18 protein-coding genes and 2 pseudogenes are annotated in these 20,294 nt (G+C 68.5%); 7 read left to right on the plus strand and 13 right to left on the minus strand.

The features are described from left to right. Positions 1-90: 90 nt before the first annotated feature. The 5 genes from ACFYO2_RS48175 to ACFYO2_RS48195 all read right to left on the minus strand — a co-directional run bounded on the left by ACFYO2_RS48175 (position 91) and on the right by ACFYO2_RS48195 (position 9,337). The gene (locus ACFYO2_RS48175; protein WP_388363506.1) at positions 91-4,599 is read right to left on the minus strand and encodes a TIR domain-containing protein; all 4,509 of its coding nucleotides are present in this window, start codon (positions 4,597-4,599) and stop codon (positions 91-93) included. After that, positions 4,596-4,895, minus strand: a complete 300-nt coding sequence (locus ACFYO2_RS48180; protein WP_388363509.1) for a trypco2 family protein — start codon at positions 4,893-4,895, stop codon at positions 4,596-4,598. The genes ACFYO2_RS48175 and ACFYO2_RS48180 overlap by 4 nt, the downstream gene beginning before the upstream one ends. A 190-nt stretch (positions 4,896-5,085) precedes the next feature. Beyond that, the gene (locus ACFYO2_RS48185; protein WP_388363511.1) at positions 5,086-5,451 is read right to left on the minus strand and encodes a hypothetical protein; all 366 of its coding nucleotides are present in this window, start codon (positions 5,449-5,451) and stop codon (positions 5,086-5,088) included. Positions 5,452-5,463: 12 nt separating this feature from the next. Continuing rightward, the gene (locus tag ACFYO2_RS48190) at positions 5,464-8,367 is read right to left on the minus strand and encodes a hypothetical protein (protein WP_388363514.1); all 2,904 of its coding nucleotides are present in this window, start codon (positions 8,365-8,367) and stop codon (positions 5,464-5,466) included. A 661-nt stretch (positions 8,368-9,028) separates the two neighbouring features. Beyond that, the gene (locus ACFYO2_RS48195; protein WP_388363517.1) at positions 9,029-9,337 is read right to left on the minus strand and encodes a DUF6300 family protein; all 309 of its coding nucleotides are present in this window, start codon (positions 9,335-9,337) and stop codon (positions 9,029-9,031) included. 388 nt (positions 9,338-9,725) lie between these two features. Between ACFYO2_RS48195 and tpg the strand changes: the two genes are divergently transcribed. From tpg to ACFYO2_RS48210, 3 genes are all read left to right on the plus strand, one after another. Next, positions 9,726-10,064, plus strand: a complete 339-nt coding sequence (gene tpg, locus ACFYO2_RS48200) for a telomere-protecting terminal protein Tpg (protein WP_388363520.1) — start codon at positions 9,726-9,728, stop codon at positions 10,062-10,064. A 245-nt stretch (positions 10,065-10,309) separates the two neighbouring features. Beyond that, entirely contained in the window at positions 10,310-10,726 is a 417-nt protein-coding gene (locus tag ACFYO2_RS48205; RefSeq protein WP_388363523.1) for a hypothetical protein, read from the plus strand. 33 nt (positions 10,727-10,759) lie between these two features. Next, positions 10,760-10,969, plus strand: a complete 210-nt coding sequence (locus ACFYO2_RS48210; RefSeq protein WP_388363525.1) for a hypothetical protein — start codon at positions 10,760-10,762, stop codon at positions 10,967-10,969. A gap of 383 nt (positions 10,970-11,352) precedes the next feature. Here the strand turns inward: ACFYO2_RS48210 and ACFYO2_RS48215 are convergent, their stop codons facing one another. Continuing rightward, positions 11,353-12,843 carry a M4 family metallopeptidase gene (locus tag ACFYO2_RS48215; RefSeq protein ID WP_388363528.1) on the minus strand — a complete coding sequence of 497 codons (1,491 nt, stop codon included), beginning with the start codon at positions 12,841-12,843 and terminating at the stop codon, positions 11,353-11,355. A 209-nt stretch (positions 12,844-13,052) separates the two neighbouring features. After that, positions 13,053-13,892: an IS5 family transposase gene (locus ACFYO2_RS48220; RefSeq protein ID WP_388363531.1), complete on the minus strand. Its 840-nt coding sequence runs from the start codon at positions 13,890-13,892 to the stop codon at positions 13,053-13,055. A 327-nt stretch (positions 13,893-14,219) separates the two neighbouring features. Here ACFYO2_RS48220 and ACFYO2_RS48225 point away from each other — a divergent pair, with 327 nt between their 5' ends. Both ACFYO2_RS48225 and ACFYO2_RS48230 read left to right on the plus strand, forming a co-directional pair. Next, the gene (locus ACFYO2_RS48225) at positions 14,220-15,053 is read left to right on the plus strand and encodes an IS5 family transposase (protein WP_388363534.1); all 834 of its coding nucleotides are present in this window, start codon (positions 14,220-14,222) and stop codon (positions 15,051-15,053) included. Then, positions 15,050-15,463 (plus strand): hypothetical protein, encoded by a 414-nt coding sequence (locus ACFYO2_RS48230; RefSeq protein ID WP_388363536.1) that lies wholly within the window; start codon positions 15,050-15,052, stop codon positions 15,461-15,463. The genes ACFYO2_RS48225 and ACFYO2_RS48230 overlap by 4 nt, the downstream gene beginning before the upstream one ends. Positions 15,464-15,504: 41 nt before the next feature. On the opposite strand, the gene ACFYO2_RS48235 is transcribed toward ACFYO2_RS48230, so the two are convergent. Beyond that, positions 15,505-16,020, minus strand: coding sequence for a hypothetical protein (locus ACFYO2_RS48235; protein WP_388363538.1), 516 nt, complete (start codon positions 16,018-16,020; stop codon positions 15,505-15,507). On the opposite strand from ACFYO2_RS48235, the gene ACFYO2_RS48240 reads away from it, so the two are divergent. Then, positions 16,019-16,690, plus strand: coding sequence for a class I SAM-dependent methyltransferase (locus ACFYO2_RS48240; protein ID WP_388363541.1), 672 nt, complete (start codon positions 16,019-16,021; stop codon positions 16,688-16,690). The genes ACFYO2_RS48235 and ACFYO2_RS48240 overlap by 2 nt on opposite strands. A 27-nt stretch (positions 16,691-16,717) precedes the next feature. Further along, positions 16,718-16,810, plus strand: a pseudogene (locus tag ACFYO2_RS48245) (adenosine deaminase); the annotation flags it as partial. Between the two features lie 279 nt (positions 16,811-17,089). Here ACFYO2_RS48245 and ACFYO2_RS48250 read toward each other — a convergent pair. The 5 genes and pseudogenes from ACFYO2_RS48250 to ACFYO2_RS48270 all read right to left on the minus strand — a co-directional run. Beyond that, positions 17,090-17,494 carry a hypothetical protein gene (locus ACFYO2_RS48250; RefSeq protein WP_388363552.1) on the minus strand — a complete coding sequence of 135 codons (405 nt, stop codon included), beginning with the start codon at positions 17,492-17,494 and terminating at the stop codon, positions 17,090-17,092. Next, positions 17,491-17,955, minus strand: coding sequence for a hypothetical protein (locus ACFYO2_RS48255; protein WP_388363544.1), 465 nt, complete (start codon positions 17,953-17,955; stop codon positions 17,491-17,493). Before ACFYO2_RS48255 ends, ACFYO2_RS48250 begins: the two co-directional genes overlap by 4 nt. An 86-nt stretch (positions 17,956-18,041) precedes the next feature. Then, a pseudogene (locus tag ACFYO2_RS48260) lies at positions 18,042-18,891 on the minus strand (helix-turn-helix domain-containing protein). Continuing rightward, positions 18,888-19,628 carry a DUF6879 family protein gene (locus ACFYO2_RS48265; protein WP_388363547.1) on the minus strand — a complete coding sequence of 247 codons (741 nt, stop codon included), beginning with the start codon at positions 19,626-19,628 and terminating at the stop codon, positions 18,888-18,890. Before ACFYO2_RS48265 ends, ACFYO2_RS48260 begins: the two are co-directional and overlap by 4 nt. A gap of 137 nt (positions 19,629-19,765) precedes the next feature. Further along, a partial coding sequence (locus ACFYO2_RS48270; protein ID WP_388363550.1) for a helix-turn-helix domain-containing protein occupies positions 19,766-20,294 on the minus strand: 529 nt, incomplete at its 5' end.

Genomic DNA, 20,294 nt, shown 5'->3' on the forward strand with positions numbered 1-20,294 from the left:
GATCACCACGCGCCACCCTCGACAACTACCAGGCCCAGCCGCCCGCCACCGGCAAATCCCAAAACCAATGATCCGAACCTGGAACAGGCCCTAGTCCGCAGAAGCAAGATGGGGGAAGCGGCGTCCGAGTTCGCCCGGGGGGAGAATGCGGGCGATGCGGTGCCGGAGGTCTTCCATGATCTGGGCTGTGCTGCCCGGCCAGATGCGGATCACTCCGTCCTCGCAGGCGGTGAGGATCTCGGTGCCGTCCGGGCACCAGACGGCGGCCAGGATCGAGTGCGGGTGGTTGTAGGTGACGAGCAGGTCGGCGCCGTTGGCGATGTCCCAGAGCCGTACGCCGCCGTCCCGGCTGCCCGTCACCACCTGCTGGCGTTGCGGGTTGAAGGCCGCCGTGTGCGCTTCCCCGGCGCCCAAGCGCTGGGTCTGTCTGCAGGTTGCCGGGTCCCAGACGCGGGCGGTGCCGTCGCCGCTGGAGGTGAGCACGAACCTGCCGCTACTACTCCAGTCGGCGGAGTGCAGGCCTGCAGTGTGGCCTTTGAGGACCCTGAGCGCCAGATCCTCGTCAGGTTCGCCGATCCGCCAGATCACGGCGTCGTTCCGCCAGGTTGCGAACAGAATTTCCAGGCCATCCGGGCTCCAGGCCAGGTCGACCACCCACTGGTCGGACTGGATACCGACTTCGGGCTGCCAGGTTCGGGTGTTCCACAGCGTCGCCGTCTGATCGTAGCTGGAGGTGGCCAGCCTCGTCTCGTCTGGCCCCCAGGCCAGCGCGGTGATGCGGTCGGAGTGCGCCTGTCGGTCGGCGAAAACGATCTGCCAGGTGTGGGCGTCCCAGACAGACAGCTGTCCGGAGGCGCTTCCGGCCGCGACGAGTCCGCCGCGGGGACTCCATGTGACCGCGGTGAGGGGGTCCCCGGCGTCCAAGTGCGTGAGTTCGATCGCCGACGCAGTGTCCCAGATCCGGACGAGGCCGTCCGCGCCCGAGGTAGCTGCCATGCGCCCGGACGGGTGCCAGGCCGCACCGGACACCCAGTCGGCATGACGCCCGATCTCGCGGCTGGGCGGTCCTGAGCGGGAGGACGCAACCCGGGCGGTAGCGTCTTCGCTCCCGGAGATCAGCGAGGTTCCGTCCGGGCTCCAGGCCACGCTGGAGACCCAGCCCTGGTGGCCGGGCAGCGTTTCCAGGAGGGAACCGGAATCGACGTCAAAGACGCGGACGCGTCCGTCCTCGCTCCCGACCGCGGCCCGCCGGTCGGTGGGCGACCAGGCCACGCAGTAGACCGGGCTCGTGTGCACGGGAAGCCGGCGGAGCATTATCCGTTTTGTCATGTCCCAGAGGCTGAACGTGCCGTCCTCGCTGCATGCCAGGGCCTGGGAGCCGTCGTGGCTCCAGGCAACCGCAGGGACGGGGCCGTCGTGACCGGTCAGCGTGGCCAGTTCCCTGCCGGACGGTATCTTCCAGAGTTTGGCGACGTTGTCGTATCCGCCGGTCAGGATGAGACGTTCGTCGGGGTGCCACTCCGCCGACCGGACCCATTCGCTGTGGCCGGCCAGTTCGCAGACGGTCTGGCCGGTGCTCACCTCCCATACCCGAGCGGTGTGGTCCTGGCTTCCGGTCGCGATGTACCGCTCGCTCGGGCTCCACGAAACCGAGGAAACCCAGCTGGTGTGCCCCGTGAAGGTGGCGATCTCGGTGAACGACTCGACGTCCCACAACCTGGCCACGTTGTCCCAGCCCCCGCTGACCAGACGTTCCCCTGTCCGGTCGAACGCGATACACGTCACCGAGTCGGTGTGGCCGCGCAGCGTGGCGAGCGGCCGGTCGGTTTCGAAGTCCCACAGCCTTACCGTGTGGTCGTAACTGCCGGTCGCCACGATCTTCCCGCCCGGATGCCAGGCCACGGACGAGATGCGGTCCTCGTGGCCGCGCAGCACGTGCTGGATCTTCGCGGTCTCGGCGACCCGGAACAGCGAGCGCTGCACCAGCGGCGTTTCACCGGCGTCCGCGCCCGCGGCGTAGGCCAGCAGGACTGCTTCCTCGGGCGAACTGTCCAGTTCGAAGACCGCCTGACCGGCACGGGCCAGTGTCCGGTCCGACTGCTCGCGGGCTTGGGCACTGTCCTCCACTGCCCGACTGTCCGTCAGGAACGCGCTCTCCATCTGGTTCATACTGGGGCCGTTACGTGCAGCCCAGTCGATGATGCCCGCGAGCCGCAGTCCTCGGTAGAGAAAACTGTCATCCCGGCCCTGCGCGTCCCACCGCTGGGCGTCCTCGGTGAGTTGCCGGTGCGTCCGCAGGTCCGCTTCGTCTTGCTGGAGCCAGTCCCGGAGCGTCGTCCAGCTGTCGATCAGCGCCTCGTGCGTCAGCTCCAGGGTGTCCCGGTCGACGGACACGAGCCGGACGTCCTGGCTGGAAAGCCGCCCGACCAGCTCGTCGATTTCCTGCGGGTCGACGCTGACGAAATCGAGTTCGCTGCGGTCGACCCGTCGGCGAGTATGAGTAACGCTCTCACCGAGGGTCACCAGGCGCAGGAAGAACTGGTGTGCCAGGTCCCGCAGCGGGGGGGTGAGCCCAGCGTAGAGCTCCTCGGCGAGCTGGTTGAGCGCGCCGCCGATGCCGTGGATCGCGTCGTAGTCCTCATGGGTCACCCAGACGCCCCGCCGCCGCTGCCACAGCCCGGCCAGGGCTGTCTGCAGGAGCGGAAGCGCGCCAGGCCGGCCCCGCATGTCGTCGACGATGCGTTCCACCAAGCCGTGCTCGAACAGCAGGCCTACCTTCTGAGCTGGCTGCAGGACGGCCTCGCGCACACCGGTGTCATCGAGCGAGCCCAGCAGAAGCTGGTTGGCCGGGAGTAGTTCGCGCAGCTCGCCGAATTCCAGGCAGGGCATGAAGAAGTCGGCCCGCAGCGTGATCGCGATATGGATCGTGTCTGGGGCTTCCCGCGCCGCCCGGTAGAGGTTCGCGATGAACTCCCTGCTGCGGCCAGACCCGTACGCGAAGATCTCCTCAAACTGGTCGATTACCAGCAGGACCCGGCGGCCCGGCAGCAGCCGCGCGATCGTGCCCGCCGTCTTGGCGAGCTCGTCGTCGGACTCCGCGAGGTCGCGCTCGAGCCGCTTAGCCGTCGCTAGGACGTCCTGCGGAGCCATGGTCGCGGCCAGTGCGTCCGCAAGTGTGCGCAGCGGCCACTGGCCAGGGACCATTTGGCAGATGGTCCATTCCTTCCCGAGCCTGGGCAGCAAGCCAGCCAGGACCAGCGACGACTTACCGGAACCTGACGCGCCGACGACCGCCGTGAACGGACCGGTCCGGACACGCCGCGCCAGCTCTTCGATCTCGGCGGAGCGGCCGAAGAAGAATCCCGCCTCGTCCTCTGTGAAGGCCCGCAGGCTCGGATAGGGAGCAGGCGAATCCGGCAGGCTCGGCCCCTTACGCCGGGGAACCCGGCCGCGAACGCCCGAGACCAGGGCGGCCATGGCGGCCGGATCGTCGAGCTGCGTTCGGAAGTCGAGGGCTAGGCGCCGCGGCAGGAACGGCGGCAGCGCGTCCGGGTCGGCCCCGGGAAGCAGAACCGGGAGGACCCGGATGTCGCTCTGCCTCCGGATCGACCGGTCGAGCGCCGCCCCCAACTGCTCGGCGCGCCACGGTCCGAGGCCGCCCGGCCCGACAAGCACCGCAACGGTCTCCATCGTCGTGATCGCCTGTTCGATAACCTCGAGGGTGGGCACTCCCGGCGGGAGATGCCGGCGATCCAGGAACGGGAGGAGTCCGTACGTCTCAAGCTGGTCGGCGATCTGCTCAGCGGCCGCCAGATCCTCCGGGTTGTAGGAGAGGAAGACGTCATAGGCACCGCTGTCGGGGGCGGGTCGCGGCCGGACGTCACGGGCTGCCACTTCCACCAGGTCACTGGCCGTCCCGGGAAAGTCGGTCACGGCCCGCAAGGCTGCCAGGGCCCGGCCGTCGAGGCGGGCGTGCCAGCGGTCCATCCGGGACGCGGTCAGCGTGCCCAGCCCGTCCGACCGGTGATGCAGGGAGACGATCCCGACCATCACGCCACGGACGAACACGGGGGCTCCGGACATCGCCTCCCAGGGGGAGCGACGCGGGTCGGGGTCGCGTTCCGGAGCGTCCACCCGGATCTCGAAGGTGCCCTCCTTCCGGTGGGACAGGCCGGAGATGCGGCCGAGCCGGTGGCAGGAGTCCCGGTACTGCGACACGTCCTGGCTCGTGCCGCCGCGGCGCAGCTTAAAGCGGGGAAATCCGACCGTGCTGCACGGGAACTCGTCGTCGATCTCGGCCATCCGGCCGAACTCGGTCGGCCGGACCGGCTCCTGGCCCGGTGGGGGCGCGATGCGGAGCACAGCGGCGTCGACCAGGTTGGAGAACCAGATGACCTGCGCGGAGCCGGACCATTCGGTCTCCTGCTTGGCGTCGATCCGGACTGTCACCATGTCGTCGCCGGCGACGACATGGGCCGCAGTGAGGACAGCGTCCTTGGAGATCAGGTAGCCGCTCCCGAGCCGTGCCGGGCCGTCCGGGACCGTCACGATGACCTCGGCGACCCGGTGCGCGTCGAGACCCCTGATGGCGCGGCTCACCCTTCCGCGGTCTCCTGTGTACCGGAGACGTATGGCTGGGCATCGCTGTTCGCGATCTGCGGGACCAGGGTCACCTTGACGCGCTGCACGGAGTTCCGCGCGATCGCCGCGTCGGAGCCCAGCTCGAGCACCCAGAACTTGACCTTGCCGCCGCTGCCGCCGCGTTTGTCGACCGCTACAGACACCTCGATCTCCACCGGTCCCAGCTCGAACCGCAGACCTTCAGCGGGAGCCGCGGCCACCGCCGCGCCCAGCTCGGCTCGCAGCTCACGAATGAGTTCGGAAAGCTCAACCAAGGTCACTCCTGACAAGCCCGACATCATAATTCGAAGTGTCTAGTCTTAGTATCCGGCCCGGCCCGCCTGAGCCGGAAGGCCTTGGCCGCTATCGGGCAACCCCCTTCATACGCAAGCCTGCCTCCACCCAACTCGGGTAGTCCGGGGACCCCCTAAAACCGGGGTCAGCTCAATGTCCTTTGATAGGCGATCACCTCGGTGGCGCGACCACCCCGAGGTTCAGAGCGAGGGTCATGATCACCGCGGTAAGAGCGGGCTGGCCGGCCTCGGCGAGGAACGAGGCGAAGCGTGCGAATGCGGCCCGCAGGCGTCCGGACTCTACAGGCTCGGCCGAGGCGGCTTCTTCGATTTCGGCCAATGCCGCCTGTGTTCCGGATCGGTGCTCCTCCGCCATGGTGATGGCAGCGAGTTCGCGGGACATCATGGTGACGAAGGCGCTCAGGGCCTCGCGGTCGGATGCCTGTCGGCTCGTGAGTATGTTGTTGTCGCCGGTGTTGAGCTGACCGACGGCGTTGCCGCCGACACTGATGCTGCGGGCGCCTTGGGATTCTGTCACGGCTTCCTCCTTTCAGATGTGCGAGAGAATGATCTTCGTGAGTGCTTCGGCTGCCGCCATGTCGTTGATCCAGTCCCGTTCCGGGACTCTTCCGACGCGCACTCCAAGGCTGGTTCCGTTATCGAACTGAACGCGGACTTCTTTGACGCCGTTCGGGCCAACGGGGCAATTCCAGGACTTTTCAGTGATGCCGATCCGACGACATCCTTCGAGATTCTGATAAGTGAGTGTGGGCGCGTACCAAACCTCGACAGACGCCTGCTTTCCCGTAATGTTCTCAGCATACGGCGTGTAGTGTCCGCATGTTCCGAAAAACGCGGCACCGCTGTTCGGTGGGGAATCTGAGTTTCTCCGCACTTCCCGCTCCGTGGCAAGCGCCAGATATGCTGCGGTGCGCTCCAGGTCGGACGGTTTCAGGATTGAACAGGGATCGAACGCGGGCTGCGGGCCCGTGTACTCGTCGTCCGGCGGTGGCGAGATCGATGGCGGTGAGGTGTCGACGGTCGGCGCTCCGCTGCGGTAGGTGCCGCTTAGAGTTGGATCTCCGGTGATAGTGAGGGTGCGATCTCGGCTTCCGATATCGCCTGCGGCGGAGAGGCTGATCGTTGCCTTCCGGCTGCTGTCCAGGTCCTGGCACGTCATCGTGATGGTGGTGCTGCTTGTCGGGTCGTCCACGGTGTAGCGGCACACCGTGAGATCTTCGCGGCTCGCGGGGAGCCATCGCGCGTTGGCCCCGTCGAAGTCGAACTTTGCGCCGTCCTGCCGGGTCCACACCCCGAGAATCCGTGCCCACGGAGGTACCGATGCCTCCTTGCCAGTGCCGCCGAGCGCGGCGCACCTGCTGCGGGCCGCTGTGTCCTTGGGGCTGGTTGTCGTGACGCATACCGAGCGCTCGGCGTCCGCTGTGACGGTGCAGGTTGCCGACGCCGCGCCCTCGTCGCAGCCCCAGTAGACGATCTTGACGCCGGTGGGCAGGGGGCCGTCGGGCACGACCGTGACCGGTCCCTGCTCTCCCTTGGCCACCCGGACGAGCTTCGTGCAGTCGGTCTGACCGGCCTCGACACGGCAGGTTCCCTCGGTTGTGCCGGGCATCGCGCCGACCTCGAAGACGTCGGTCGCTACCTGAACGTGCAGCGGCACCGAGGGCTTGGCATCTGCTTCGCCACCTTGCCCCAGGACCCACACGCCGCCGCCTCCGATCGCCAGCAGGGCGCCGCCGATCACGAGCTTGGCGGTCAGCGTCAGGCCTCCTTGGGGGAGCCCTCCGCCTGGCGGCGTGTGGCCGTCGATCCTGTGGCGGGGAGGCGGCTGGGGCGTGTCGGCAACGCCGTGATCGGCGGACCCCGGCTCTTCCGCATGTTCCGCGCCACTGGAATGGCCGTCTGCGGAGCCGGGCTGGCTGTCCGCGCTGCTGTGGTGTCCGTCTCCGGCATGGGACGGGTTACTCGCCTCGCTGCCGTCCGCCGAGGAGGGGGATCCGTCCTGCGCTGCTTGCGCGCCTGAGTCCGGCTCCGGCGGCCCGGTCGTCGTGCCGTGGGGGTCCGAGAGTGTCTGACCGTGCTCAGCGATGTCCCCACTGCCGTTGTCGCCCAGTGAGCGCCAGGCGGCTGCTGCCGCTGTAAAGGCTGCCACGGCGGCGATCCGCTTGCCGGTGAGCAGGGAGCGGACGCCGGTCTCGTGGGTGAAGTAGGCGCGGGCACGCTCGTCACCGGCTTGCTCCGCCGCTGTCAGGCCCCGGGTGAGGATGCGTCCCCAGGCTCCCCACCGCAGGGAGCAGGCTGTGGCAGGAGCGGCAGCCCGGGCCAGCTTGACTCCGAGATCCGGCCGGCCCGAACGGCCTGCGGCCTCGATCCAGGCGGCTATGAGCGGGCTGTGCTCGGCGACCGCTGCGGCTGACGTGTCACGTGCCGTGGCCCACGCTGTCATCCGGCCGGTGATCTCGGTGAGACGGACGCTGTCCTGGCCAGAGTCGGCGGGAAGGGCTGCGGCAACGTCCGGGAAGAGCCTGACCTTCTCGTCGGCACGGGTGAGGAGCCCGAATGCGGCGAGCCGCTCGACGGTCGTACGTACCGCTTGGGCAGTTCCGGAGGGCGCCAGCAGAACCGCCAGCAGGTCGATCGACACCTCGGCGGCCGGGGCCACCGACAGCAGCCCGAGGATCCCCCGTTCCACGCCGGTCGCGGCCGTGATGAGGTCGTGGAGGAGTTCAGGGACCTCGACCGGAGCGGGTAGCCGCGCAAGTCCTGTGCCGGCGTCGCGCCGGGCCAGCGCGGTGGCGCGCAGCAGCTTGAAGGGGTGCCCCAGGCACGCTTCCCAGAGCAGGGACACGCCGACTTCGTCCGCCGGGCGCAGTTCACGCCGTAGTTCTCGGGCGAACAGCTGCTGCGCCGCCGACTTCGGGAGACCGGCGAGTTCGAGCGACTTGCCGTGTCCCCAGAGCGTGCGCTCCCCGGAGGCGACCAGGACGGTGCCGGCGGGTATCGCGTCCTGAAGCTGCACCAGATGCCTGCTCGGCTCCTCGAAGTCATCGACAACCAGGCAGAGCCGGATGTCGGCTAACAGGGCGTGTAGCTCCCCGTCACTTGGACGGTAGCCAGAACTGTCGTAGCACGCCTCAAAGACGCTCTGGAGCAGGTCGTCGAGGTCCTTCCCGTACCCGTCAAGGAAGACCACCCCATCGCGGCCGTCGAGTTCGAGGGCGGCGTGCCGGATCAATGTGCTCTTGCCGATTCCATCCGCGCCGTACACCTGCACGGGTTCGTTGTCCGCGATGGATCGCAGCACCAGCGCTGCTTCGTCGTCGCGTCCCAAAGGGGTGGCGGCGCCGTTGGGGAGGCGCTCGATGTGCGCCCGTCGTTGCGGCTTCACACGCGGGCCAGCCTGGTGGACCTGTACCAGCGAAGCGTTGGCGGTCACGAGTACGTTGTGGTCTCCGGTGGAGAACTGGCCGATGGCGTCGCCGCCTACCGACAGCGCCCTGTCCCCAGCCGTCATTGGCGCCCCCCGGGCCACGACACGTGCAGTAACACGGCCCAGCATCCCGGAACTCCGGCAAGTCCGGCAGCGGAATGGGGAATTCTCTCCTGAACTATCGGATTTATCTTGCGGTCATTCAAAGTCAGTCAAATCCGTACAGGTGATAGGCGCGCCAAGGGAGATAGCGCTGCTGCTACTCGGCGCCGTCGTCCTGGTCGTCGAGCCCGACCGTGTCCGAGTTGCGCAGCGGGCGCCGGGCGCCGGCGGCAAAGCCAGGAAGGGATGCACCCCGCCATCGTCCGCGCCGTCAAGCCCGACCGGCACAAGCACGGCCCCGGTGACATCCACAGAAGCGACTTTTGCTGCGGCAACCCGGCAATCCGGGTTGCCGACGGCGCTTGACCTGAATCGGCGATACCGCCACACCTGTTGCACCTGCTAGCGTCAAGGAAACTGGCGCTGAGCTGCATGAAGCCCCATCGGCTAGCCTCGCGCCACAGTCACTCCCCCAGAGAAGCCGGGATAGTCGTACGTTGCCAGGGCCCAACAGTAGTTCGACCCGGCGGCCGCGCTGCCCGGCGACGCCGGTACGGGCGACGGCTCAGGGCTGGTCGGGCGGCGTCTCCTGCCAGTACCAGCCGTGTGCGGCCATGCACTCCTTCGTCCACTCCATCAGCAGGTGGGCGCCCTCCTGGACGCGGCTCATGTCGTGGCCGCCGTCGTTCGCGAACCACTGGACGAGAAGGCCGGCCGCCGGGCGGTCGACGTCGCCGGTGTCGCAGACCGGGCACAGCTCCAGATGGATGGTCCGCCCGTGTTCGTCGTCCTGCGGCGCCACAGCGCTCATGATGAGGTCGCCCCGGCAGCGTGAACACTGCGGCAGTCGGTCGGAGAGCCTGAGCAGTTCCATGGCCAGCCCCCTTGCTCTGGACGTGGCCCACCACCCAAGACCCGCTGGCCTGCGCCGTCAACCCGGCCGCGGCGGTGAACCGCGCGCGGCCGCCGGATTCTGTCCACAGGGGACCGACCCGACGCTGCCTGTATGGATGATCAGCACACGAACCCGGCGTCGGCCACGCTCCAGCGCAAGCTCTTCGACGGCCTCGGACGGGCCGAACGGGCCCTGTTCACCCGTCCCGCGCCGAAATCCGCGCGAGTCCAGATGAAATTCCTCCTCACGCGCGCCAAGGGCTCCACGGCGGCCGTAGCCGAGCGGCTGGGCGTCTCCCGCCGCACTGTGGAGCGCTACCGGCTCGGGCGCGGCCAAGAGGCCGCAGAAGCGTCTCCAGGCGGCTTTGGTGGAGGAGACCGAGGCGCAGTGGCAACCGCAGGTCAGGGCGCAGGCGAGGCAGCGTGCGGCTACGTCTGGAGGGCTCTTCATCTCCTGCCGGGCCTACTTCGGATTCGGCCCGGAGGGGTCCTCGGACGCGGGCCGGATGAGGGACATCATGACCGCCGTCTCGCCCGCGCACGCCGACGCCATCCTGACCGCGCGGGAGAGCGGAGCGACGGATGATGAGCTGCACGAGCTGGTTGCGGAGGCCATCGCCGACGCCTATTTCCGCAAGGAGGGCGGCGGCCGCGCGGGCGTGCACGTCGAATTCAAGGACGTGGAGCGGCTCGATATCTCGTTTTAGCCGCACGGAATTCAGGGCTGCTATAAACCAGTCACATGTCTACGGCTGCCGCGCCCGCCGTGCGGCAGCCGGATTTCCCGTCACCGTTTCCGCGACGATTGGGAGGCTCGTGTGAGCACCCCCGTTCCCCGGTCCCGCCGCCGTCCCCGCGTCCCCGCGTCCCCGCGCTCGGCGCGGCCGCGCCCCGCCAGCCGGTCGACCGGGCGCAGGTCGGCCGCCGCTCGGTCCGACGGCGCGCCACCGGCATGACCGCCACCGAGGCGGCGGCCGCCCTCGAGGAAGCCGAGCTGCAGCGGCACATGGACCGCGACCGCGAGGACCTGGCCGACGACGAACGCGGCCCCGCCGAACTCGCGGAGTGGGCGCGCATCGTGCAGCTGCTCGCCACCACCGGCGGCGTCTACGACCCGGAGGCCGATGCCGTCGTCCAGGACGAGCTCGCCGCCGAAGCCGAAGCCCGCGCGGCCGCCGAAGCCGAGGACCTGGATCTCCAGATGGAGATGGAGCGGCAGGAGCAGCTGCACGCAGGCGGGCTCCCCGAGCGCGCCCACATGCTTGCCGTCCTGGAGGAGGCCGGCCTGCTCGGACACGGACCGGGTACGGGGCCGAAGGTCCGCTCGTGCTGCACGAGCCCGAGGACATCCGGGCGCTCGACTACGTGAACGAGTACGGCGACTGGCGCCTGCACGCCATCCTTGGAGAGCTACGGCCTGACCCCGCCGAAGGACCTGGAGGCAGTCCCGGTCTCGGTACGGGCGCACAGCGCCCTGCTGCGGGCCATGGCCCGGACCGGAACCCTGGAGGACTTCGACGCGGGCCACGCGGTACGCCTGGCGCAGGCCGACCCGGACGTCGTGCTCGCACTGGCCACCTGGATGGAGGCCCGCGGCCGGAGCAGCCGGTGAGCGCCAATGAGGCTCCGGCCGGCCCCCCGCTGGGCGAGCCGTGGTTCGAGTGCTAGGACGACCCGGACTACAACCCGATCTGCGGGTGTCTGCGCCTCCCGAAGCAGTTCTGTATACAGTGCGCCACCTGCGCCGCCTGCGGGCAGTGCAGCGGCCCGCACGTCTGGCCACCGCTCCGGACCTGATCACCGAGGGCAACCTCACAGGCTCCCAGGCCACCTGTGACGTGACGGGGAGCCTGTGAGCCCGAATTCCGCCTTGCGCTGTATGCCTGGGAGGTTGACCTCTCGAATCCCCAGCTGAACAGGTTCCTGGGAGGTGGCCTGAGAGCCTATGAGAGGACGACACCCGGCACCCTGTCACACTCACCGAACGTGACGGGACTAGCCGTCACCTTCACCCCCGATAGGCACACCGACTGCTTCCCAGGCGGCAAGCACGGCTTGGTGCTCTTCGCTGTGTTCGCCGTAGCGAGTGGTGGCGGCCTCGACGGTGAGACGGGCCCAGTCGGTGAAGAGGAGGTCTTCCCGCATGCCGTTCCCGGTGAGCGCGTCCCACCAGATTCGGCCCGCTCGCTCCCAGGCGTGCCCGCCAAGAGTGGTGGCCAGGAGATACAAGGCGTGACTCGGGATGCCCGAGTTGATGTGCACGCCCCCCTGGTCGCGATCCGTGTGAACGTAGTCGTCCATGTGAGCAGGCTGCGGATCCTTGCCCAAGGCTTCGTCGTCGTACGCAGTCCCGGGCGCCTTGAAGGAACGCAGTGCAGCGCCATTGACCTCAGCGGTGAGTAGGTCGGCTCCGAGCAGCCAGTCCGCCTCTTCCGCTGTCTGCCCCAGTACGTACTGCTTGGCGAGCAGGCCGAAGCCGTCGCACCCCGCGTTGGCCAATGCTCCAGTCTCCCCCTCGTAGGTGAAATGAGACATTTCATCTATTCCGTGCCACGCGATACTCGCGACCACCTCAAGACCAGAGCTGAACGGGCGGAAGTACTTGTATCCGTCACCGAGGGCGGCGAGGGCGCCATGCCAAGCGCCGTGGGACAACTCCCGCCCGTAGTGCACCACCGCCACAAGGGGGCCGTCGGTCGCGAGCATCCGATCCCGTCCGAAAACCTCGCCCACCAGTCGACTGGCAGCCACGAGACCGTCGTACGCCTGTTCGGCAACCGCGTCGTCACTGGGCGCCCCACCCGTCCAGCGGACCGCGGGCAGAGCGTCCAGGGTTTCTTCGCCACGAGCGTCGAAGACAACGTGGTAGACGACGTTCGCGCCGTCCTCAGTGAGCCATTCCACCTCGCCGTCCCGAAGCCTGACATCGGGACCTCCGTACATGCGCACCGGCACCATTCCGCCGCTCAGGCGCTCCAGGAGCGGCAACGAGACCACACTGGCCCCAAGCTGAGGTGGCGGCGTCGGACGGAGGGACACCCTGCCGTTCAAGCGCTGTGTCCACTCCTCGACCTGGGGTCTGGGAACCTGCGCGATTGTCCCGACCTCCTCGATTGCAGTGACCAGCCGCTTGAGTTCCACCCGTAGCCATTCCTCCCGTTCGGCAGAAGAGAGGGTGTCGTGGGCGATGAACGGGGCCACTTCCAGCACTTCGTACCCCCGGTGCACCTTCTCGAAGGACTCACCTCGGCGCCACCGGGCTAGCACTGCACCGTGCCCGTCCCACGCAGCCCGCGACAAAGTCGGCGCCACCCAGTGGCCGGTCTGGCGGAAGTACGCCACCGCTGCGCTGTTGCGGGTCAGCTCTGCGTAAATCAGGCGTGCCGACGTCCGTAAATGAGTCCGCCCCCGCCACCATGCTGCGCTCACGGTGGCTAGGCCACCCCCCGCTGTACCAATGATCGCCGCCATCAACGCGCTGTCCATCCGCACATGGTCATGGCAGCCCCTCACCGCGGGCAATCGCCTCCCGAGCGTATTTCTGCCGGGTGCCCAGAAGCGTGCTCAGCGGACCTTCCTATGGCCTGTCGTTTGGATCAGCCCTGCGTCGGCCGAACGGCGCCGTACCTGGCAGCAGGCCTGATCCGCCCTTGCTGTCAGAGGACGTTTGATCTAGGTGGATTGCCCTTTATCTCCTAGTAGGTTCCTCGCCAGGTGGGTGTCGTCTCGTCCGTTATGCGCTTGGTGAGGTTGTCGATCGAGGCGACGTGGATCATGGCCTCGGAGCTGGCGGGCAGGGTCTCGTAGTCTCGGGCGAGGCGCCGGTGCAACATGATCCAACCAATACTTCGTTCGACAACCCAGCGCCTTTTGACAACGTGGAAGCCGCGAACTCCTGGGTTTCTGTTGACGACTTCGACGTCGATTCCGAGGCTGGCGCCGTGCTCGATGACGGCGTTCTTGAAGCCGGTGTCGGCCCAGCTCTTGGAGATGCTGGGGTAGGTCTTCTTGGCCTGGTCGAGGAGCTGGATTCCGACGGCGTTCTCGGACAGGCTCGCGGCGGTGACGGTCACGGCGAGGAGCAGACCGAGTGTGTCGGTGATGATGCCCCGCTTCCTGCCGACGATCTTCTTGGCGGCGTCGGTTCCCTGGCTGGTCAGAGGCACATTGGTGGAGGTCTTCACGCTCTGGGTGTCGATCACGGAAGCGGTCGGTTCGGGCTTGCGTCCTTCCTTCACGCGGGCCAGGCCGGTCAGGTCGTAGTTGAGCTGGGTGAGGATTCCCTCGTCGCGCCAGGCGGCGTAGTAGGCGTAGACGGTGCCGTGGTTGGGGAAGTCGTGCGGGAGGTATTTCCAGGGGATTCCGGTGCGGTTGATGTAGAGGAGTGCGTTGAATACGTCGCGCAGGGCGACCTTGGCCGGCTGCCCGGTGGGCCTGCGGTCGAGCCGAGCCTTTCTCCAGGCTGTCAACGTCGGCTCGATTAAGGCCCATCGGGCGTCGGACAGGTCGCTGGGGTACGGCTTCCGCTGGCTCACGCCGTAGCGTGATCATGGATGCGGCGGACGGTGCTGTTTCGCTGCCGCTGGGCGTTTCTGCCTGATCTTCAAACCAGACGGACTTCGTACACGAGAACCGGAGCAAACGGGCGGCCAAATCCACAGCTCGATGGACGCGAGGGTGCACATATGGAGCAAATACCTCAAACCTGACGGCCGTGAAAGTTACTTACCGCCATAGAGCATCTCTAAATGCCCTCTCAGTGGGCGGTTCGTGAGTCTTTGAGTGGATCTGCTGTCGCCTGATGGTGTGGTGGCGGGACGGAATCTGCCGGTCCGCGCTTGTTGATCTGGTGATGTGACCGGGTGAGTGAACGCAAGCCGTACCCAAGTGACTTATCGGACGAGCAGTGGTCGTTGATCGAGCCGGTGATCACCGCGTGGAAGGACCGGCACCGCTCGGTCAGTGGCCACCAGGGCGCCTACGACATGCGGGAGATCGTGAACGCGATCCTCTACCAGGGGCGGACCGGCTACCAGTGGGCCTACCTCCCGCACGACCTGCCGCAGAAGAGCGCGACCTACTACTACTTCGCCGCCTGGCGGGACGACGGGACCGACCAGGTCATCCATGAGCTTCTGCGCTGCCAGGTCCGCGAACGCGCCCGGCGATTAGAGGACCCGACCCGGGTGGTGCTGAACACCCAGAGTGTCCACGTGGCCGCCGGGGTCCCCGCCGCCACGAGTGGCCACGATCCGGCCAAGCGGGTGCCCGGCCGCAAGCGGGGCCTTGCCGTGGACGTCCTCGGCCTGGTCATCGCAGTCGTCGTCCTCGCCGCGAACACCCACGACAACGCCGCGGGCATCGTCCTGCTGGACCAGGTCGCCGAGCACGCCGGCGGAACCGCCCGCAAAGCCCTGGTCGACCAGGGCTTCAAGAAGCAGGTCGTCCTGCACGGCGCCGGCCTGGGGATCGACGTCGAGATCGTCGAACGCAACCCGCAGGACAAGGGGTTCGTGCCGCAGCCGAAGCGGTGGATCGTGGAACAGAAGAACGGGATCCTGATGTTCTACCGCCGTCTCGTACGCGACTACGAACACCGGCCCGCCTCCTCCCGCTCCCGCGTTCTGTGGGCGATGACCTCCGTCATGAGCCGCCGCCTCACCGGAGCCACCATCGCCTCCTGGAGGACCGCATGAGCGAGAACCCACAGGTCAAAGCCATCCTGGAACACATCGAAACCCGCGAGCGCGAACTGGCCGACCAGGCCGGGCAGTTCCGGGCCCGCATCGAAGAACTCACCCGGCAACTCGGCGAACTCGACGCGGAGAGCGAGAACCTGCGCATCACCCGCAAAACCCTCCTCACCCTCCCGCTGCCCTCACCCGCCACCGGCCCGGACATCCCGGAACACCCCGCCTACCAGCAGATCCTCACCGCCCTGGCCGATGCGGGCCGACCGATGCGCGCCCGCGACCTCTGCCAGGCCCTCGACCCGCCGATCCCCCCGAAGAACACCGAAGGCATCCGCTCCAAACTGAAACGCCTGGTCAGCCAGGGCATCCTCATCGAACCCGAACCCGGCTTGTTCGCCCGCCCCGACGCCTGAGAGACACCCCCCCACCCGCGACCAGCGATCCTTCCCCAACCTCAACCACGAAACGGACAAGAGCTCACGTTCCGCACTCTTAGTACTCCAGCCCTAGACATTGATCTTGCTGGTGGACCGACTGCGGGAAGGTCGCGGCCACCGCTGGGCGAGGGTGGCATGGAGCTCCATGACGACTTGGTGGCGGAACTCGGCGGCGTCGGAGATCCCGTACAGCGTGGCACCAGGTCGCTGCGACCCGAGAATGTCCGGCGCGCTAGATTTCGGTCCTCTGGGGCGAGCTGGGCAAAGTCCTCCATGAGCGCGGCTCCAAGGTGGTTCCAGGCGAGCACCTCGCAGGGCCTGCGGCTGACGTCGGATGCGTAGGCGCCCCAGTATCCGGCGGCGGCCAGCTGCCACTGGTCGGACGGCGTCTCGACCGGCCCATTACTTTCCCCCGGGACTGGGTGGCCGGGGTGACTCCACTCCGGGGATAGCGGGCCCCGCGGGCGGGGTAGGGCTGGTGGTGGCCCGTGGGTGGTCCCGGGTCGGCGGACAGGGGGTGCCGTGGACGGCATGGCGGGTACGGAAGGCAGGACAGGCGGGGACGGGAGTGTGTCGGCGGCCGAGTTGTTCGACGGGCTGGGACTCGCATACGAGGAGGCGTTCGGCCGGCTGCCGGCCCAGTGGGAGGCGGTCGAGTGGCTGGCCGGGCGGCTACCGCCGGGCGCCCGGGTGCTGGACGTCGGCAGCGGCACCGGGCGGCCGGTCGCCGAGCGGCTGACGGCGGCGGGCTGTGCGGTGACCGGCATCGACGTGTCACCAGTGATGGTGGCGCTGGCCCGGGAACAGGTGCCGGGCGCCCGGTTCGAGCAGTGCGACGTACGGGAGTTCACTCCGGAGGGCGGTTTCGAGGCGGTCTGCGCGTTCTTCCCGCTGCTGATGATGACGCGGGCGCAGGCCACGGCGGCGCTGCGGCGGATGGTCGGCTGGCTGGCCCCGGGCGGCTACCTCGTGACGGCCACCGTGCCGGCCGATGTCGAGGGCGTGCAGATCGACTTCATGGGCCGGCCGGTCCGCGTCTCCAGCTTCGCGGCGGACGACTGCCTCCGGTTGCTTCGGGAAAAGTGCGGGCTGACGGTCCTGCACCACGCCGTCTCGGCGTTCGTGCCGGCCGGTGAACTCGCCGTCCCCGAGGAGCACCTGTTCTGTTACGCCCGCCGCCCCGGCACACCGGAGGCCCGGTGAGGCGCCAGCGTGCGCGCCGCACTCGACGTGATCGGCGCGCGACGGATCCACGGCGTACCGGCGGTTGAGGACCCGGCTCTCGTCGCCCGCCTGGCCGCGGAAGGCGCGGTCCTGGACGTCTGGACCGCCTCGAACGTCGCCCTCGGCGTCGTGACATCCCTGTCAGTCCACCCTTTCCGCTGCTGCTGGAAGCTGGCGCCCGGCGCACCCTTGACGCCGACGACCCCTTCTGGTCGGTCCCGGCTTGCTGGAGAAGTACGAATCAGCCCGCAAGGCCTTCGCCCTCACGGACCCCCAGCTCCGGAGACACGTACACCGACGGCGCCCCTCAGAGACGGCCGTCCCCGAGGGGGTGCTGGGACGGCCGCTCGCTCACTGCGGCGCGCCGGGCGCGAGACCCTACACGCGGGTGCCGACCGCCATGGTGTCGTTGCCCGTGAGTTGCAGGATGGCCCGCACGATGATGCGCAGGTGGCGTTCCTCGAGGTTCTGCACGGCCGCGATGGTGATGTGCCCGATCCCCACCATCGACAGCACCAGGCCGAGGAACTGCCGTTGCTGCTCGTCCAGGCCGAGCGTGTACTGCATCCCCGACAGGTTCTCCCATCGGCAGGACGCCCCTCCGGGGCTGTCGACGATCAGAGCGGAGCGGACGTTCTTGCGGGCCAGGATGCTCCGCTCTTCGACGAGTGCCCGAGTGGCAGCGAGATCATGAGGGCTGGCCGTGCAGAGCAGCTGTTCGCCCAGCCCTTCCAGGTCGGGCTCATCGCGGGTAACTGGTCGGGGCTCTGTCTCAATCGTCATGCCGAAGCCTCTCCAGGGGATCGGGACCCGCCGGGGCCGAACGCGGCGGCGAGCACGGCAGGATCGGTGAGATGGCCCGAGCCGTCGGGGTTCCACAGCCAGCTCAACCGGTCCACCTCGCGGCCAGTCGGCGGGCAGCGCAGGATCCATCCGGCGTGCCGCATCCGCACCTGACGGACGTCGGCGAGTTCCTCGGCCGCGTCGAGCGGCACCAGCCACCAGGCGCGGTCGCCGTACGGGTCGATGAGGACCGGCCCGCGCTGCTCCTCGCGGATGCGGGAGGCGGCGGGCAGGCCGTGGGCGACGGTGGTCTGTGCGACGAGCCAGTGCGTGCCGGAGGTGATCGGGGCGACTGCACCGGCGTGCCAGGTTTTCCATACGCGGGTCGGGTCCGTGTGGCAGTTGGCGAGCCATGTGTCCCCAGCCGTGTACCGGTCGGTGATGCTTATCGGGTGGGCCATGGCAGGACCGTAGGCGGGGTGATTGCGGGGCTGTGCGCCGATTGCGCGCGATTGCGCACACGGCTGCGGGGCTTGCGGCGGATTGCCTACGAGAGGTCGAGAGACGCCCGTGCACGGCCGATCAGCCGCCGGGCGGGCGTTCCGTACTCGGCGGCCTCGGCGAGCTAGTCCCAGGCCCGCTCATACAGGTCGATGTCCTCGTTGCCGGTGAGCCAGAGTTCTTCGCTGATCGTCTCGACGATGACCAGCCGCCGATCGTAGATCCAAAAGGCGTGCGGGGCCGTACGGCGCAGCTGTGTCCCGAAGGGCAGGATGCCGAGCTCGATACGCCTCTGCCCGACGAGGTTGTACAGCCGGTCCAATTGTTCGGCCATCACGTCGACCAGACACGCCCGGTGGTACAGGGCCGCCTCGCAGAGGAGGAACTGGAACGACTTCTCCGGGTCGTACAACGCCTCCTGGCGGCGCATCCGCGCCTCGACGGCGGCCTCGGTGGTGGGCGGGATACCGCGGAACTCGGCGTTGCTGTCGAAGATGACGCGCGCGTACTCGGGCGTCTGGAAGAGCCCCGGCACCCGGGACACTTCGAGACCGCGGATCTCCTTCGTGTTCGCGGTCTGCCGGACGGCGATCTCCTGGCGGCCGCGGTGGCCGCCGGCCAGTTGGCGCCGCCAGGAGCGGTGCCGCTGTTTCATGTCGAGGCCGGCGAGCAGGCCGTGCAGTTCGGGCTCGGCGTCGGGGCGGCCGATGGCGTGCGCCCATGCGGTGAGATCAGCGCGGGTCGGGGTCTGCTTGCCGTTCTGGAGACGGCTCACCTTCGAGGTCTGCCAACCGACCTTGGCGGCCAGGTGCTTGCCCTTCCAGGCCAGCCTCGGCACGCAGCTCACGCAGCCGTGCGCCGAGGGCCTCACGGGCGGTCTGGAAGTCGGTGCTCACACCTTGGAACGTACCCGCTCAGTGAACTCCGCAGTAGGCACAGCGTGGTGCAAGGCGGCATCCCGGGCCTGGCAGGCAGCGAGCACCTCGGCCGGGTCCTCCGTGACGTACACGCCGAGGGTCGTGTCGTCCTCGTCGAACGCGAACCGGGCCACGATTCGGGAGTCGAACAGCCAGAAGTCGTAGTCCGGCAGGCGCAGGTGCTCGGCCTCGGCGCGGGTGAGGTTGCGGATGTCCTCGCCCGCGGCCACATTGCCCGGGGCGCTCGTCAGGAGGAACAGCTGTCCCTGGGCGGGCGGGTCGTCGACCAGGCGCACGCGCTCGAATCGCTTCCCGGCGGCGGTCTGTTCGGCGACGTTCTCGCGCCAGGCGTTGGCGGGCTCACTGGTGATGTCCTCACCGTTCAGCCAGCGCTGCCACTTGGGGCTGTTGCGGTCGGAGGCGTAGCCGCGGCGGGACTCCAGTCGCCAGGCCGTGTGCCGGAACTCGCGGAAGAGGTGTGAGATGGACGCGAAGGGCTGGAGCTCGGGGGCCTCTTCTCTGGGGGCGTAGCGGGTCAGGAGGCTGCGGGGGACGCGGACGAACGTCTCGGACGGTTTGACGTCCCGGAGTTGGACGAGGTGCTCGGGGTCGGTCTCCCGCTCGCCCTGTACGAGGACCTCGTCTGTGCCGTCGATCTCGTACAGGGTGGGGCAGTCGCCGTCGTCGCTGGTCGTCCCGAGGAACCTGAGCGCCATGTCGCCTCCGCTACCTGGGTTGGGCTCCCAGGATGCGGGCGGACGCGCAGGTGCACCGGGGGATTGCGACAGATTGCGGGACGTGGTGGGCGACCGGTAATTGCGCGCAATCGCCCCTGCGTGCTTACGAGGACCACTCAGCAGTACCGTGTGCGCACTCGACGCAGCGGGTCTGATGGGTAACGGTGCGGTTGATGCTGCTCGTAGCGGATGACCTTGCGCAGCTGCTCACCGGTGGGCGGGTCGAGGTCGCGTAGCCGGTTGAGTCCTCGGCGAACGAGGATGCGGTGCACGGTGGCCGGCGCCACGGTGATGCTGTGCAGCCGCTTCAGGTCGGCGGCGAGCCGGGCGGGCCCGTGCTTGGTCTGCCGCCGCAGCGCCTCCACCAGGTCCGCGACGTCTTGCGCGGTGCGGGCGGGGCTGGTGACCGGCCGCGAGGAGTGGTCGAGGAGCCCGTCCTCGCCGTGCGCCCGCCAACGCGCGTACCACTTCGCCAGGCAGCGGCGGGAGATCCCCGCCTCGGCCGCAACGTGCGCGATCGGCCGACCTGCGTCGATGCGCAGGCAGAGCTCAATCGCCCCTCCGGAGTCAGCGGTGCGTTGCGGTGCCCGGCCATCGGCCCCCGCCGCCTGGTCGTGCCATGTGTCCCTCGCAATGCAGTGATCC

The organism is Streptomyces sp. NPDC006602, from assembly GCF_042870385.1.
In the GTDB taxonomy this organism is placed as follows: domain Bacteria; phylum Actinomycetota; class Actinomycetes; order Streptomycetales; family Streptomycetaceae; genus Streptomyces.